The organism is Streptomyces sp. NPDC038135, assembly GCF_055601245.1.
In genome coordinates this window covers 75,204-89,851 of the sequence record NZ_JBVJXS010000009.1, presented here as the reverse complement: position 1 = coordinate 89,851, position 14,648 = coordinate 75,204, and the positions used below count along the sequence as shown (strand labels likewise).

At 72.3% G+C, this 14,648-nt stretch carries 14 protein-coding genes; 9 read left to right on the top strand and 5 right to left on the bottom strand.

All coding sequences use genetic code 11. The features are described 5' to 3' along the window. Positions 1-52: 52 nt before the first annotated feature. The 6 genes from ACZ7JA_RS25465 to ACZ7JA_RS25440 all read left to right on the top strand — a co-directional run bounded on the left by ACZ7JA_RS25465 (position 53) and on the right by ACZ7JA_RS25440 (position 5,925). The gene (locus ACZ7JA_RS25465) at positions 53-1,096 is read left to right on the top strand and encodes a sugar-binding transcriptional regulator (protein ID WP_351663855.1); all 1,044 of its coding nucleotides are present in this window, start codon (positions 53-55) and stop codon (positions 1,094-1,096) included. Positions 1,097-1,176: 80 nt separating this feature from the next. Beyond that, positions 1,177-1,638 carry a guanyl-specific ribonuclease gene (locus ACZ7JA_RS25460; protein ID WP_389448346.1) on the top strand — a complete coding sequence of 154 codons (462 nt, stop codon included), beginning with the start codon at positions 1,177-1,179 and terminating at the stop codon, positions 1,636-1,638. Further along, positions 1,635-2,003, top strand: a complete 369-nt coding sequence (locus tag ACZ7JA_RS25455; protein WP_470810611.1) for a barstar family protein — start codon at positions 1,635-1,637, stop codon at positions 2,001-2,003. Before ACZ7JA_RS25460 ends, ACZ7JA_RS25455 begins: the two co-directional genes overlap by 4 nt. A 94-nt stretch (positions 2,004-2,097) precedes the next feature. Further along, positions 2,098-3,540 (top strand): GuaB1 family IMP dehydrogenase-related protein, encoded by a 1,443-nt coding sequence (locus tag ACZ7JA_RS25450; RefSeq protein WP_351663849.1) that lies wholly within the window; start codon positions 2,098-2,100, stop codon positions 3,538-3,540. 417 nt (positions 3,541-3,957) lie between these two features. Then, positions 3,958-5,445, top strand: a complete 1,488-nt coding sequence (locus tag ACZ7JA_RS25445; RefSeq protein WP_351663847.1) for an amino acid permease — start codon at positions 3,958-3,960, stop codon at positions 5,443-5,445. 27 nt (positions 5,446-5,472) lie between these two features. Further along, positions 5,473-5,925, top strand: coding sequence for an Lrp/AsnC family transcriptional regulator (locus ACZ7JA_RS25440; protein WP_132894522.1), 453 nt, complete (start codon positions 5,473-5,475; stop codon positions 5,923-5,925). Positions 5,926-6,116: 191 nt separating this feature from the next. Here the strand turns inward: ACZ7JA_RS25440 and ACZ7JA_RS25435 are convergent, their stop codons facing one another. Then, a complete protein-coding gene (locus ACZ7JA_RS25435) occupies positions 6,117-6,662 on the bottom strand; it encodes a Repetin (protein WP_470810607.1) in 546 nt (181 codons plus the stop codon). A 304-nt stretch (positions 6,663-6,966) separates the two neighbouring features. Here ACZ7JA_RS25435 and ACZ7JA_RS25430 point away from each other — a divergent pair, with 304 nt between their 5' ends. Together ACZ7JA_RS25430 and ACZ7JA_RS25425 are read left to right on the top strand one after the other, a co-directional pair. Further along, positions 6,967-7,755 (top strand): carbon-nitrogen hydrolase family protein, encoded by a 789-nt coding sequence (locus tag ACZ7JA_RS25430; protein WP_389448336.1) that lies wholly within the window; start codon positions 6,967-6,969, stop codon positions 7,753-7,755. 49 nt (positions 7,756-7,804) lie between these two features. Further along, positions 7,805-9,502, top strand: a complete 1,698-nt coding sequence (locus ACZ7JA_RS25425) for a flavin monoamine oxidase family protein (RefSeq protein WP_351663841.1) — start codon at positions 7,805-7,807, stop codon at positions 9,500-9,502. A 42-nt stretch (positions 9,503-9,544) separates the two neighbouring features. Here the strand turns inward: ACZ7JA_RS25425 and ACZ7JA_RS25420 are convergent, their stop codons facing one another. The 3 genes from ACZ7JA_RS25420 to ACZ7JA_RS25410 form a co-directional block, all read right to left on the bottom strand. Next, a complete protein-coding gene (locus ACZ7JA_RS25420; protein WP_470810605.1) occupies positions 9,545-10,474 on the bottom strand; it encodes an LLM class F420-dependent oxidoreductase in 930 nt (309 codons plus the stop codon). Between the two features lie 97 nt (positions 10,475-10,571). Next, positions 10,572-11,258: a DUF5995 family protein gene (locus tag ACZ7JA_RS25415; RefSeq protein ID WP_393438837.1), complete on the bottom strand. Its 687-nt coding sequence runs from the start codon at positions 11,256-11,258 to the stop codon at positions 10,572-10,574. A gap of 90 nt (positions 11,259-11,348) precedes the next feature. Beyond that, positions 11,349-12,740: a uracil-xanthine permease family protein gene (locus ACZ7JA_RS25410; protein WP_450745821.1), complete on the bottom strand. Its 1,392-nt coding sequence runs from the start codon at positions 12,738-12,740 to the stop codon at positions 11,349-11,351. A gap of 195 nt (positions 12,741-12,935) precedes the next feature. Between ACZ7JA_RS25410 and ACZ7JA_RS25405 the strand changes: the two genes are divergently transcribed. Next, positions 12,936-13,394, top strand: coding sequence for an acyl-CoA thioesterase (locus ACZ7JA_RS25405; RefSeq protein WP_351663833.1), 459 nt, complete (start codon positions 12,936-12,938; stop codon positions 13,392-13,394). Here ACZ7JA_RS25405 and ACZ7JA_RS25400 read toward each other — a convergent pair. Continuing rightward, the gene (locus ACZ7JA_RS25400) at positions 13,354-14,565 is read right to left on the bottom strand and encodes an MFS transporter (RefSeq protein WP_389304801.1); all 1,212 of its coding nucleotides are present in this window, start codon (positions 14,563-14,565) and stop codon (positions 13,354-13,356) included. The two genes, ACZ7JA_RS25405 and ACZ7JA_RS25400, sit on opposite strands and share 41 nt — an antisense overlap. Positions 14,566-14,648: the final 83 nt, after the last annotated feature.

Sequence of the window (14,648 nt, the reverse complement as noted above, 5' to 3'; positions counted from 1 at the left end):
CCGGGCGGATCAGCCGCGCCGGATCTGCAAGGATGAACGGCGAATCCAGAGTGTGAACAGCAGTGAGGAGATCGCCGTGTCGGGTATGTCGGCGGGCCGGTCAGCCATGCGGATGGGACCCGCTGAGCTGGTGCAGGCGGCGGCCATGGCCCGCCGCTTCTACCTCGAGGGCAAATCCAAGATCCAGATCGCGGAGGAGTTCGGCGTCAGCCGCTTCAAAGTGGCCCGGGTCCTGGAGACGGCCCTCGAACGGGATCTCGTGCGTATCGAGATCCGTGTGCCGGCCGAGCTGGACGCCGAGCGCTCCGACGCGCTCCGCGCCCGCTACGGCCTGAGGCACGCCGTCGTGGTCGAGTCCCCGGCCGAGGCGGAGGAGACCCCCGACCCCGAGAACCTCGGCGAGGTCGCGGCCGACCTGCTCGGTGAGCTCGTCAACGAGGGGGACGTGCTGGGGCTGGCCTGGGGCCGGTCCACCATCCACATGGCGGCCGCGCTCGACCGGCTGCCGCCGTGCACGGTGGTGCAGCTCACGGGCGTGTACGACGCCGGGACCTCCGAGCGCGGCTCGGTGGAGGCCGTGCGCCGCGCCGCCCAGGTGTCGGGCGGCGACGCCCACCCCATCTACGCGCCGATGCTGCTGCCCGACGCGGCCACCGCGGCCGCGCTGCGCAACCAGACGGGGATCGCCCGGGCCTTCGAGTACTTCGACAAGGTCACGGTCGCCTGTGTCTCCATCGGCTCCTGGGAGCCCGGTATCTCGACGGTGCACGACATGCTCAGCGACGAGGAGCGCGCCCACTACGCCTCGCTCGGTGTCGCCGCCGAGATGGCCGCCCACCTGTTCGACGCCGAGGGGCGCCGGATCGGGCGGGACCTGGGGGAGCGGTGCATCACGGTCAAGGCCGACCAGCTCCGCCGTATCCCGGAGGTCGTGGCGATCGCCGGCGGGCAGCGCAAGGCGTCCGCGATCGACGCGGTGCTGCGCTCCGGGCTGGTCACCAGCCTGGTCACGGACACCTCGGCCGCCGACTACCTGATGACGACCGGCCCGGCGCCGAAGCCCACGCTGGGCCGCGCGGACCCCGACGGGCACTGACGGACCCCGGCGGCGCCCCACGGGCACGCCGGCGGGTCGCGGTGAGGACGTGACGGGACGGCCGTGACAGCATCGGCCGCATGCTGCTGCCGCGGTTCGTCCCCCACGCGCTCCCGAGGCTCCTCCTGCGAGCCGGGGCGCGCCGCGTCCCCGCCGTGCTCGCGGGGGCGCTGCTGGCGCTCGCCGTCCTGCTCACCGGCTGCTCCGGCACGGACGGGGCGGGGCCCGCGGGCACGAGCGCGTCCGCTCCGGAATGGGCGCGGGGCATGGCCACCGTCCAGGAGTCCCGGCTGCCGGCCGAGGCGCGCAAGACCCTCGCGCTCGTCGACCGGGGCGGCCCCTACCCGTACGCCAGGGACGGCGTCGTGTTCGGGAACTTCGAGGGCCACCTGCCGAGGCAGCCGCGCGGCTACTACCACGAGTACACCGTGCCCACCCCGGGCTCGGCGGACCGCGGGGCACGTCGGCTGGTCACCGGGCGGGACGGGGAGACCTACTACACCGATGACCACTACAACTCGTTCCGGGCGGTGCTGAGATGACCGAGGACCTGACGGGCCGGCTCGTGGTCGTCCTCGACCTCGACGGGGTCGCGGACAAGGCGGGCCTGATGGACCGCGCGGCCCGGGCCCTGGCGCTGCCCGGCTGGTTCGGCCGCAACTGGGACGCGCTGGCGGACTCCCTGTCCGACCACACGGTCTGGCCCGAGGGCTCCGTCGAACGGGGCCTCGTGGTCGTCGTACGGGGCTGGCGGGAGTACGCCCGGGCGAACCCGCCGGAGTGGCTGACCGCGCAGGACGTCTTCGAGGAGGCCGTGGACCGCACCCCCGCCCTCGACGTCCTGCTGGCCCTTGGGGGATCCTCCAAGACCCCCTCCGGCGGCCCTGGAGGTTCTGTGAGGGCGTGACCGGCCGGCCGTCATGGGACAATGAAGTACGTGCTCTTTTCCCCCTGGCGCACCCGTCGGGGGGTCACCTCTGATCGACTGGGATGTGCGGCACGTGCGTTTCCTCAATGACATCCAGCCCCCGTACGACCTGACGTACGACGACGTGTTCATGGTGCCGAGCCGCTCCGCGGTGGGCTCGCGTCAGGGCGTGGACCTCGGCTCGCCGGACGGCACGGGTACCACCATCCCGCTCGTCGTCGCCAACATGACCGCCATCGCCGGCCGTCGCATGGCCGAGACGGTCGCCCGGCGCGGCGGCCTCGTGGTCATCCCGCAGGACATCCCGATCGACGTGGTCGCCGACGTCGTCTCCTGGGTCAAGAGCCGCCACCTGGTGCTGGACACCCCGATCGTGCTGGCCCCGCACCAGACCGTCGCCGACGCCCTGGCCCTGCTGCCCAAGCGCGCGCACAACGCCGGTGTGGTCGTCGACGAGGAGCAGCGGCCGGTCGGCGTCGTCACCGACGCGGACCTCAGCGGCGTCGACCGCTTCACCCAGCTCGAAGTGGTCATGTCCAGGGACCTGCTGCTGCTGGACGCCGACATCGACCCGCGCGAGGCCTTCAACATCCTCGACACGCACAACCGCCGCTACGCCCCGGCCGTGGACGAGGACGGCCGGCTCGCCGGCATCCTCACCCGCAAGGGGGCCCTGCGCGCCACGCTGTACACCCCGGCCGTGGACGCGAACGGCAGGCTGCGCGTCGCCGCCGCCGTCGGCATCAACGGCGACGTGGCCGGCAAGGCCAAGCAGCTCCTCGACGCGGGCGTGGACACCCTCGTCATCGACACCGCGCACGGCCACCAGGAGTCGATGATCAGCGCCATCAAGCTGGTGCGCGCGCTCGACCCGCACGTGCCGATCGCGGCGGGCAACATCGTCTCCGCCGAGGGCGTCAAGGACCTGATCGACGCCGGCGCGGACATCATCAAGGTCGGCGTCGGACCCGGCGCGATGTGCACCACCCGGATGATGACCGGCGTAGGCCGGCCGCAGTTCTCCGCGGTCCTGGAGTGCGCCGCCGAGGCGAGGAAGTACGGCAAGCACGTGTGGGCCGACGGCGGTGTGCGGCACCCGCGCGACGTGGCCATGGCCCTCGCGGCCGGCGCGTCCAACGTGATGGTCGGCTCCTGGTTCGCGGGCACCTACGAGTCCCCGGGCGACCTCCAGCAGGACGCCGGCGGCCGCCTCTACAAGGAGTCGTTCGGCATGGCCTCCGCGCGCGCGGTGCTCAACCGCACCTCGGAGGAGTCCGCCTACGACCGCGCCCGCAAGTCCCTGTTCGAGGAGGGCATCTCCACCTCCCGCATGTTCCTCGACCCGGCCCGTCCGGGCGTCGAGGACCTGATCGACTCGATCATCGCGGGCGTCCGTTCCTCCTGCACCTACGCCGGCGCCGGCTCCCTGGAGGAGTTCGCCGAGAAGGCCGTCGTGGGCGTCCAGAGCGCCGCCGGTTACGCCGAGGGCAAGCCGCTGCACGCCAGCTGGAACTGACTCACCCGGAAAACCTCCTTCCGTACGGCCCCCACCGCTCCCGCTCCCGGGACGGCCGGGGGCCGTCGGCATGTGTGCCGGACGCGCTGCGGCCGCGCGAGTCCCTCGCCGGCCGGGGGGACGCGGACGGAGGAAAGGACCGGCGCGAGGGAGCCGGAGAAAGCGTGAGAAAAGGGATCGGCGGGGTGGTCGCGCAACGGTTCGCGGTCCGGGCGCAACAAAAGGGCACCGGCTCCGGATCAACGCAATGATCATGCGGGCATGCGCAACCTTGCTGCATTACGCCCGCGAAGCCGCGCCTCATAGGGTGCTGCGCTGTAGGTGGCGTGGCGGGGACTCCGCTCGGCGGGTTCCTGCCCTGACGGGCTTCCGCCGGTCCTCGTCCGTCCTGACCGGCAGCGATAAGGAGCCCAGCGCGTGCTCGAGCAAGGCGCACCACCGCAAGACAAGAGAACGGCCGCCCCGGCGTCCCCGGGCGTCGCCGCGCGCCTCATGCGTCGCAAGCCAGTGGAACGACTGGTCGCGGAGGGCGGCCAGGGCGAGGGAGGGACGCTGCGGCGATCCCTCGGGCTGTGGCAGCTGACGATGATCAGCATCGGCGCCACCCTCGGCACCGGCATCTTCGTCGTACTCGGCGAGGCCGTTCCGAAGGCGGGTCCGGCCGTCATCCTCTCCTTCGTGATCGCCGGACTCACCGCACTCTTCTCGGCCCTCTCCTACGCCGAGCTCGCGGGCACCATCCCGGTCTCCGGATCCTCGTACTCGTACGCATACGCAACCATGGGCGAACTGATCGCCTGGGTCTGCGGCTGGTGTCTGCTCCTGGAGTACGGCGTCTCGGTGGCCGCCGTCGCCGTCGGCTGGGGCGAGTACCTGAACGAACTGCTCGCCGGCACCATCGGCGTCACCATCCCGGACGCCCTGTCCGCGCCGCCCGGCGACGGCGGTGTCTTCAACCTGCCCGCGCTGATCGTCGTGCTGCTCGCGATGGCGTTCCTCCTCGGCGGCGCCAAGGAGTCCGCGCGCGCCAACACGATCATGGTGTGCGTGAAGATCGCCGCGCTGATCCTTTTCTGCGCCATCGGCTTCATGGGCTTCAAGTCCGGCAACTACGCGCACTTCATGCCGCTCGGCATGGGGGGTGTGAGCGCGGCCGGCGCCACGCTGTTCTTCTCGTACATCGGCTTCGACGCCGCCTCCACCGCCGGTGAGGAGGCGAAGAACGCCCAGCGGGACCTGCCGCGCGCGATCATGCTGTCCCTCGTCATCGTGACCGCCCTGTACGTGCTGGTCGCCACCGTCGCGGTGGGCGCGAAGCCCTGGCGGACGTTCGAGGACTCCGAGGCCGCGCTCGCCCAGATCATGACGGACGTCACCGGCCAGAGCTTCTGGGGCACCCTGCTGGCGTTCTGCGCCGTCATCGCCATCGCGAGCGTCGTCCTGACCGTGCTCTACGGCCAGACCCGCATCCTCTTCGCCATGTCCCGCGACGGCCTCGTGCCCAAGGTCTTCGCCCGGGTCAACCCGAAGACCGGCGCGCCCCGCGCCAACACGGTGATCGTGTCGCTGTTCTGCGGCGTCCTCGCCGCCGCGATCCCGCTGGGCCAGCTCGCCGACGCCACCAGCATCGGCACGCTGTTCGCCTTCGCCCTGGTCAACGTCGCCGTGGTGGTGCTGCGACGTACCCGCCCGGACATGAAGCGCACGTTCCGGGTCCCGCTGTCGTGGGTGCTGCCCGCGCTGGGCTTCGCCTGCTGCGCCTGGATGATGTTCAGCCTCTCCGCCGTCACCTGGGTGGTCTTCGGTGTCTGGATGGCGGTCGGGCTCGTGTTCTACTTCGGGTACGGCCATCGCCGCTCCCGTCTCGCGACCGCCGAGGACGACGCGGTCGCGGCCGAGAAGTGACCGCCCCGGAGAAATGAACCACCGCTCGTGCTGAACGATCTCGACGAACGCATCGTGCACGCCCTCGCCGAGGACGCGCGCCGCTCCTACGCGGACATCGGGCAGCTCGTCGGCCTGTCCGCGCCCGCCGTCAAGCGGCGCGTGGACCGGCTGCGGGCCACCGGGGCCATCACCGGGTTCACCGTCCGGGTGGACCCGGCGGCGCTGGGCTGGGAGACCGAGGGGTTCGTCGAGATCTACTGCCGGCGCAACACCTCGCCCGAGACCATCCAGCGGGGCCTGGAGCGCTACCAGGAGGTCGTGGCCGCGTCGACCGTCACGGGTGACGCGGACGCCGTCGTCCAGGTCTTCGCCTCGGACATGCGCCACTTCGAACGGGTGCTGGAACGTATCGCCGGAGAGCCGTTCGTGGAGCGGACCAAGTCGGTGCTGGTGCTGTCTCCGCTGCTGCGCCGCTTCTCCTCGGGCGCCCCGGGCTAGACCGGGCTCCGTGCCGGGCCGTACGCCCCGGCAGGCTCCCCCTGAAAGGCTGCCGCGACCCGCGGGCCGGACCCCCGCTTGCCGCGGGTGTCCGGCCCGGTCCGTGCCGGCGAGCCGGGCCGCCACCCCGTCACCGGCCCCGCCGCCGGTCCGGACCCGCTCCGCGGTCCCGCGGAGCAGTCACGGAAGGCCTAGAGCGCGGGCCGCCACGGCACGACGTGGAAGTCGCCCGTGCCCTGGCGCACCTTCTCGAACGGCGCCGACGAGACGCACTTGGGCAGGTTCCGCGGCCCCAGGTCCTTCGTCGCGGCCCAGCTGTAGCCCAGCCGGTCGTGCCGGCCGAGGTCCTGGACCGTGACGCCGACCCGGCGGCCCTTGGCGCCCGGCAGGTCGGAGTCGGTGATCACCCCGGAGACGACGGCGACCTCCCCGCCCGTGACCAGGCAGTCGACCTTCGCCCTGGCCCAGGCGCCCTTGCCGTGCAGGTAGTGGCTGAACCGGAAGGTACCGGTGGCCGCCCCCGGGTTCTTCGTGTCCCCGGCCGCGAGATGCGCGTCGAAGGAGAAGGTGATGTCGTCGCCGGCCGACCGGTACAGCTTGGCCGTTCCGGTGAGCGCGGCCGCCTCGTGCCGGTGCTGCTGTCGCGGACCCTGCCCGGACGCCGTCGCCGAGCCGGCGGCTCCGGCGGTGATCAGCAGGGCGGCGGTGACGGCGGCGATCCTCGTACGACGTCGCATGACGGTCCTTTCCGCAGGTGGAGCTGCGTGAACTGAACGCACATCACTCTCCCGGCGGCGCGCCGTTCGCACATCGCTCCCCAGACGGCGTCCCGCCTCCGCCGTCCGGCGGGTAACCCCGCCGCGACCTGCGCCCCAGGGCGTACGCGGGCTCCACCGCCGGGCGCGCAACGAATCGCCGTGCGACCCGCTCGCCACGCAACGAACCGCGCACCGGCGCGCAACGGCTCCTCCTTGTCCGGCCGAGCGCGCCGACCGTACCTTCTTAATGGCCCCCCAAACCCCCTTCCCGGTGAGGAAACGCATGCGCACCGCCCTGCTCCAGAGCTCCGGCCGCCCCGGCTCGATCGCCGAGAACCTCAAGGTTCTCGACGAGGCCGCGGGCCGGGCCGCCGCCGCGGGCGCCGCGCTGCTGGCCGCGCCGGAGATGTTCCTCACCGGGTACGCGATCGGCGACGGCATCGCCCGCCTCGCCGAGCCCGCCGACGGCGACTCCGCGGACGCGGTCGCCGAGATCGCCGGCCGGCACGGTCTGGCGATCGCCTACGGCTACCCCGAGCGCCACGGCGACGCCGTCTACAACTCCGCCCAGCTGATCTCCGCCGACGGCGCCCGGCTCGCGAACTACCGCAAGACCCACCTCTTCGGCTGCTTCGAACGGGACCACTTCACGCCCGGCGAGCAGCCGGTCGTGCAGGCCGAGCTGAACGGGCTGACCGTCGGCCTGATGATCTGCTACGACGTCGAGTTCCCGGAGAACGTACGGGCGCACGCCCTGGCCGGCACCGACCTCCTCGTCGTGCCGACGGCGCAGATGCACCCCTTCCAGTTCGTCGCCGAGTCCCTGGTGCCGGTGCGGGCCTGGGAGAGCCAGATGTACGTGGCCTACGTCAACCGGGTCGGCCGCGAGGGCGAGTTCGAGTTCGTCGGTCTGTCCGTCCTGGCCGGCCCCGACGGCGTCGCCCGCACCCGCGCCGGCCGCGAGGAGCAACTGGTCCTCGCCGACGCCGACCCGGGCTTCCTGGCCGCCTCCCGCGAGGCCAACCCGTACCTGAAGGACCGCCGCCCCGGTCTGTACCGGTCCCTCGTCTGATCACGCCCAGCTTCTCCAGATCCACCCCCGCGCAAGGAGTCCGTACCCCATGACGTCCACCGTGCCCAACGCCGTCGAGCACGCAGACGAGCAGCAGCCGCCGATCACCATGTTCGGCCCGGACTTCCCCTACGCCTACGACGACTTCCTCGCCCACCCGGCGGGCCTGGGCCAGATCCCGGCGACCGAGCACGGCGCCGAGGTCGCCGTCATCGGCGGCGGTCTGTCCGGTGTGGTGGCCGCCTACGAGCTGATGAAGATGGGCCTCAAGCCCGTCGTCTACGAGGCCGACCAGCTCGGCGGCCGGCTGCGCACGGTCGGCTTCGAGGGCTGCGACGAGTCGCTGACCGCCGAGATGGGCGCGATGCGCTTCCCACCGTCCTCCACCGCGCTGCAGCACTACATCGACCTGGTGGACCTGGAGACCAGGCCGTTCCCGAACCCGCTCGCCGAGACCACCCCGTCCACCGTCGTGGACCTCAAGGGCGAGTCGCACTACGCCGAGACCGTCGACGACCTGCCCCAGGTGTACCGGGACGTCGCCGACGCCTGGAACAGGTGCCTGGAGGACGGCGCCGACTTCTCCGACATGAACCGCGCGCTGCGCGAGCGGGACGTGCCGCGCATCCGTGAGATCTGGGCCCGGCTGGTCGAGAAGCTCGACAACCAGACCTTCTACGGCTTCCTCTGCGACTCCGAGGCCTTCAGGTCCTTCCGGCACCGGGAGATCTTCGGCCAGGTCGGCTTCGGCACCGGCGGCTGGGACACCGACTTCCCGAACTCCATCCTGGAGATCCTGCGCGTCGTCTACACCGAGGCGGACGACCACCACCGCGGCATCGTCGGCGGCTCCCAGCAGCTGCCGCTGCGGCTCTGGGAGCGCGAGCCGGAGAAGATCGTCCACTGGCCGTACGGCACCTCGCTGAAGTCCCTGCACGTGGACGGCGAGCCCCGCCCCGCCGTGACCCGGCTGCACCGCACCTCGGGCAACCGGATCACCGTCACCGACGCGAACGGCGACATCCGCACCTACCGGGCGGCGGTGTTCACCGCCCAGTCCTGGATGCTGCTGTCGAAGATCGCCTGCGACGACTCGCTCTTCCCGATCGACCACTGGACCGCCATCGAGCGCACCCACTACATGGAGTCCTCGAAGCTCTTCGTCCCGGTCGACCGGCCGTTCTGGCTGGACAAGGACGAGGAGACCGGCCGGGACGTCATGTCGATGACGCTCACCGACCGCATGACCCGCGGCACCTACCTGCTGGACGACGGCCCGGACAGGCCGGCCGTGATCTGCCTGTCCTACACCTGGTGCGACGACAGCCTGAAGTGGCTGCCGCTGTCCGCGAACGAGCGGATGGAGGTCATGCTGAAGTCGCTCGGCGAGATCTACCCGAAGGTCGACATCAGGAAGCACATCATCGGCAACCCGGTGACCGTCTCCTGGGAGAACGAGCCCTACTTCATGGGCGCGTTCAAGGCCAACCTGCCCGGCCACTACCGCTACCAGCGGCGCCTGTTCACGCACTTCATGCAGGACCGGCTGCCCGAGGACAAGCGGGGCATCTTCCTCGCCGGCGACGACATCTCCTGGACGGCGGGCTGGGCCGAGGGCGCGATCCAGACCGCGCTGAACGCGGTCTGGGGCGTGATGCACCACTTCGGCGGCGAGACCGACCCGACCAACCCGGGCCCGGGCGACGTCTACGACGAGATCGCCCCGGTGGAGCTGCCCGAGGACTGACCGGCCCCGGGCCGGAACGGACCGAGGCGCGGGCGGCCGGACCTAGACTCCGGCCGCCCGCGCCTTCTCGAACACCTCGGCGGCGACGTCCTTGAGCTCCTGGGCGTCGCGCGGGGTGCTCTGCAGGTCCACGAGGATCTCGTCCAGGCCGATCTCCGCGTGCCGGGCCAGGTCCTCGGCGATCTGGCCGGCGTCGCCCTGGAACGGCCGCCGGTCCCCGCCCTCGTAGGGCTTAACCGAGTGCACCGCGTTGACCCGCAGCACGGTCCGGATCGGCTCCTCGCGGCCGCGCTCGGCGGCCAGCTCCCGCAACTCCGCCCACTGGGCGGCGATCTGCTCGACGCCCGTGCCCACCGGGAGCCAGCCGTCGGCGTGGTCCACCAGACGCCGCTGTGCGCGCCGGCCGCTCGCCGCGAGCAGGATCGGGATCGGCCGGGCCGGCTTGGGGCCGACCACCGCGGAGGAGATCCGGCTGATCCGGCCCTCGTGCACGACCGGGTCCGGGCCCCACACGGCCCGGCACACGTCGATCAGCTCGTCCAGCACCTGCCCGCGTTCCTCGAAGGGCCGTACGCCCGCCGCCGCGTACTCGTCGTGGGACCAGCCGGTGCCGAACCCGGCGAGCACCCGGCCCCCGCTCGCCGCGTCCAGCGTGGCGAGGGACCTGGCGAGCTGGAAGGGCAGGTGCAGCGGCGCGACCAGCACGCTGGAGCCCAGCTCGACGCGTTCGGTGGCGGCCGCCGCGAGGGTCAGGGTGACCAGCGGCTCCGCGACGCCGCGGTAGGAGTCGGGCCAGGGGAGCCCCGGGATGCCGTAGAGGCCCTGGTGGGCGGGGTCCGGGACCAGGGCGCGCTCGTACACCCACAGGCTGTCGTACCCGATCCGCTCCGCCGTGCGCGCCACGTCGGGCACGTCCCTGCCCAGGTCGTACTGCCGGTTCTGCGGGAGGCCGAGGCCCAGTCGAGTAGCCATGTGCCGTGACTCCTTCGCGGTCGGTTCCCGGTTCAACCTACCGAGATCGCAGCGCAGTTCCAGGAGACCCGGCGGAGGTTGGCCGGAAGAGCCCGGGTCAGTCGCCGCACGGCGTCAGCAGCATCCGCCCCGCGAAGCCGACCGCCGCGTCCAGCCGCTCGGTGAACTCCCCGGCGAGGCCCCCGCAGTGGCGCAGCGCCCACAGCGCGCGGGCCGCCGCCCAGGTCGCCTCCCGCGCCCGCTCCAGACTCCACGAGCCCAGCAGATGGGTGATCGGGTCGGCGATCTGGAGCAGGTCGGGCCCCGGCATCAGGTCCTCCCGGATGCGCTCCTCCAGCGAGGCGAGGAGGTCGCCCACGCGGTCGAACTCGTCCTCCAGATCCGCCGGTTCGCAACCGAGCGTCCGGCAGGCGTCCACCACGGCGAGCGCCAGGTCGTGCCCGATGTGGGCGTTGATGCCCGCAAGCGCGAACTGCAGCGGCCGTACCCCGGGGTGGCGGCGGAACTGGAACAGCGGCCGCCAGCAGGCGGGCGGGCGGCGGTCCCGCTCCGCCGCCTCGACCGCGGCCAGGTACCGCTCGGCGAACCGTACGTCCAGCGTGGCCGCCGCCCGCCGGTCCGCGAACACGCCCGCGTCCAGGCGCCGGCCGACCTCCTCGGTGACGGCGAGGTAGACGCGGTTGAACACGGCGACCCCGTCCCGCTCGGGCAACTCCGCGTCGAGGGCGCGCATCCGGGCCAGGACGGCGTCGACGGGCGTGGTGAGGTGTTCCGGCTGCGCCATGGGGGAAGAGTGGCAGCCCGGGGCCGGGCCGCGCGGCGACCGGCCCGCCGCTTCCCCGAAACGGGGGAACGCGCGGCGGGCGGGACCCGCCTACGACTCGGCGCGCCGGCCGTTCTCGTCGTAGCTGGACGTGCCCTCGTCCAGCAGCGGCTCCTGGGTCTTGAGATGGGCCGGCGCGAAGGCGCGCAGCGCGTGGTAGCCGGTGATGACGACCAGGGTGCCGAGCGCGATGCCGCTGAGCGAGAAGGTGTCGGTGAACTTCATGGTGACGTTGCCGACGCCGATGATGATGCCCGCGGCGGCCGGCACCAGGTTCAGGGGGTTGCGCAGGTCGACCTTGGCGTTGATCCAGATCTGCGCCCCCAGCAGGCCGATCATGCCGTAGAGGATGACGGTGATGCCGCCGAGCACCCCGCCCGGGATCGCGGCGACGACCGCGCCGAACTTCGGGCAGAGGCCGAACAGCAGCGCGAAGCAGGCCGCGGCCCAGTAGGCGGCGGTGGAGTAGACGCGGGTCGCGGCCATCACGCCGATGTTCTCGGAGTAGGTGGTGGTGGGCGGGCCGCCCACCGCGGTCGACAGCATCGAACCGACGCCGTCCGCGGAGATCGCGGTGCCCAGCTCGTCGTCCAGCGGGTCGCCGGTCATCTCCCCGACCGCCTTGACGTGCCCGGCGTTCTCGGCGATCAGCGCGATGACGACCGGCAGCGCGACCAGGATCGCCGACCACTGGAACGAGGGCCCGTGGAAGGACGGCAGCCCGATCCAGTCGGCCTTGGAGACGCCGGAGAGGTCCAGTCGCCAGTGGTCGGTGAGCTTGCCGCTCGCGTCCACCGAGTGGATCTTGCCGAAGACCAGGTCGAAGATCCAGGAGATCCCGTACCCGAAGACCAGGCCCAGGAAGATCGCGATGCGCGACCAGAAACCGCGCAGGCAGACGACCGCCAGTCCGGTGAAGAGCATCACCAGCAGGGCCGTCCACTGGTCCTGCGGCCAGTAGGTGGAGGCCGTCACCGGAGCCAGGTTGAAGCCGATCAGCATCACGACCGCGCCGGTGACGATCGGCGGCATGGCGGCGTGGATGACCCGCGCGCCGAAGCGCCGCACCGCGAGTCCCACCAGGAACAGCACGGCGGCGACCACCAGGACCGCGCCGGTCACGGTGGCGCTCGTGCCCCCCTGCGCCCGGATGACCGCGGCCACCCCCACGAAGGACAGAGAGCAGCCCAGATAGCTCGGGACCCGGCCCCGGGTGGCGAGCAGGAAGATCACGGTCGCCACGCCCGACATCATGATCGCCAGGTTCGGGTTCAGGCCCATGAGCACGGGGGCCACGAAGGAGGCTCCGAACATCGCCACGACGTGCTGGGCGCCGAGGCCCACCGTGCGCGGCCAGGAGAGCCGTTCGTCGGGGCGTACCACCGCTCCGGGTGCGGGCGTGCGCCCGTCACCGTGCAGCTTCCAGCGCACGCCGAGGTCCATGGTGGGGTTTCGCTTTCTCTGTACGTGAAGACGTTCCAGGCCATTGTCGGGGGTACCGGCCGGCTTCCCGTGCACCCGGCCCCCTCGCGGACCGCGCTCACGTGCCTGACCTGCGGTGTCCGGCGAACCCGCCTGAGCGGTCGCTTAGTATGGAGTGGTCCACATCGTCCCGTCCCGTCGCCCAGGAGCACCTCCGTGACCGCCGAAGCCCCGATCGCCCCCGCCGTCGCCCACGGCCGGCTGATCCCCGTCACCGTCCACTTCGACGACCTGGACGCGCTCGGACTGCTGCACAACGCCCGCTACCCGCTGATGGTCGAGCGCGCCTGGACCGAGCTGTGGAACGAGCACGGCGTCCGCTTCGACGGCGACTGGCACGCCGCCGGCGACGCCTGCAACGCCGTCCGCGAACTGACCATCGGCTACGAGGCGCCGGTCACCCGCCCGGGCACCTACGCCGTCCATCTGTGGCTGGAACGGCTCGGCACCACGGGCCTCACCTACGGCTTCCGCTTCTGCTCGGCCGACGGCGCGCAGACCTACGCCCGCGGCACCCGGGTGCTGGTCCGGCTGGACGCGACGACGCTCCGCCCGGCGCCGTGGAGCGACGCCTTCAGGGCCGTGGGCCGGGAACTTCTGCGACCGCAGGACTGATCTCCGCGCCGCCGCGCTCGGCGGTGCGCAGCACACCCGCGAACGCCGCGAGGCCGCAGGCGAGCACGGTCACCACGCAGAACGAGACCATCAGGCTGGTCGCCTGCGCCACCCCGCCGATCAGGCTGGGCGCGATCAGGCCCGAGGTGTACGTGATGGTCGCCACGCCCGCGATGGCCTGACTGGGGTTGGGGCCGGCGTGCCCGGCCGCCGCGAAGCACAGCGGTACGACGACCGCGATGCCGAGCCCCATCAGCGCGAACCCGGTCATCGCCACCGCCGGGTGCCCGGCGAGGACGACCAGCAGGCCGCCGAGCCCGGCCAGCACCCCGCCTGCCCGCACCGTGCGCACCGCGCCGAACCGGTTCACCACCGCGTCCCCGGCGATCCGGGCCACCGCCATGGTCAGCATGAACCCGGTGGTGCAGGCGGCCGCGACCCCGGCCGAACTGTCCAGCCGGTCCCGCAGGAACACCGCCGACCAGTCCAGGCTCGCCCCCTCGGCGAACACCGCGCAGAACCCGACCGCGCCGATCAGCAGCGCCGAGCGGGGCGGCAGCGTGAACCGCGGGGGCGGCTCCTCGTCCTCGGCGGCCTGCACGTCCAGCACCCCCGAGCAGGCCGCCAGCCCGAGCGCGGTGAGGACGGCCGCGGCGAGTGCGAAGTGCAGACGCGCGTCCGAGCCCAGATGGGCGGCGAGGGTGCCGGCCGCCGAGCCGACGAGCGCGCCCGCGCTCCACATGCCGTGCAGGCCCGACATGATCGACTTGCCGAGCAGCCGCTCCACCTCGACGCCCAGGGCGTTCATCGCCACGTCGGCCATGCCCGCGCTCGCGCCGTAGACGAACATCGCCAGGCACAGCGTGTACATGTTCGGCGCGAGGGCCGGCAGGACCAGCGACAGGGTCCACAGCGCGAGCAGCCCCCGCAGCGCCGTTCGGCTGCCGAAGGTGTGGCTGATCCGGCCCGCCAGCGGCATCGCGCACGAGGCGCCGAACGCCGTGAACGCCAGGGCGAAGCCGAGCTGCCCCGCGCTCAGCGAGGCGTGCTCCTGCACCCAGGGCACCCGGGTGGCGAAGGAGCCGGTCACGGCGCCGTGCACGGCGAACACGGCCGCCACGGCGTACCGGGCGCGCCTCACCTCGTCAGGCGCATGGCTCACGTCACCCATGTTCCGGTCCCTCCCCAGGTCCTGCCGCGGCGCCGTCGCCGCACGGGCGTAAACTATCAGGGACCCTGCCTGATAGATAGTGG

Excerpts from the sequence above, each read along its gene's own strand:
- ACZ7JA_RS25460 (WP_389448346.1), top strand. The coding sequence starts at position 1,177 with ATGCTGCTGCCGCGGTTCGTCCCCCACGCGCTCCCGAGGCTCCTCCTG.
- ACZ7JA_RS25455 (WP_470810611.1), top strand. The coding sequence starts at position 1,635 with ATGACCGAGGACCTGACGGGCCGGCTCGTGGTCGTCCTCGACCTCGAC.
- ACZ7JA_RS25435 (WP_470810607.1), bottom strand. The coding sequence starts at position 6,662 with ATGCGACGTCGTACGAGGATCGCCGCCGTCACCGCCGCCCTGCTGATC.
- ACZ7JA_RS25430 (WP_389448336.1), top strand. The coding sequence starts at position 6,967 with ATGCGCACCGCCCTGCTCCAGAGCTCCGGCCGCCCCGGCTCGATCGCC.
- ACZ7JA_RS25425 (WP_351663841.1), top strand. The coding sequence starts at position 7,805 with ATGACGTCCACCGTGCCCAACGCCGTCGAGCACGCAGACGAGCAGCAG.
- ACZ7JA_RS25420 (WP_470810605.1), bottom strand. The coding sequence starts at position 10,474 with ATGGCTACTCGACTGGGCCTCGGCCTCCCGCAGAACCGGCAGTACGAC.
- ACZ7JA_RS25415 (WP_393438837.1), bottom strand. The coding sequence starts at position 11,258 with ATGGCGCAGCCGGAACACCTCACCACGCCCGTCGACGCCGTCCTGGCC.
- ACZ7JA_RS25410 (WP_450745821.1), bottom strand. The coding sequence starts at position 12,740 with ATGGACCTCGGCGTGCGCTGGAAGCTGCACGGTGACGGGCGCACGCCC.
- ACZ7JA_RS25400 (WP_389304801.1), bottom strand. The coding sequence starts at position 14,565 with ATGGGTGACGTGAGCCATGCGCCTGACGAGGTGAGGCGCGCCCGGTAC.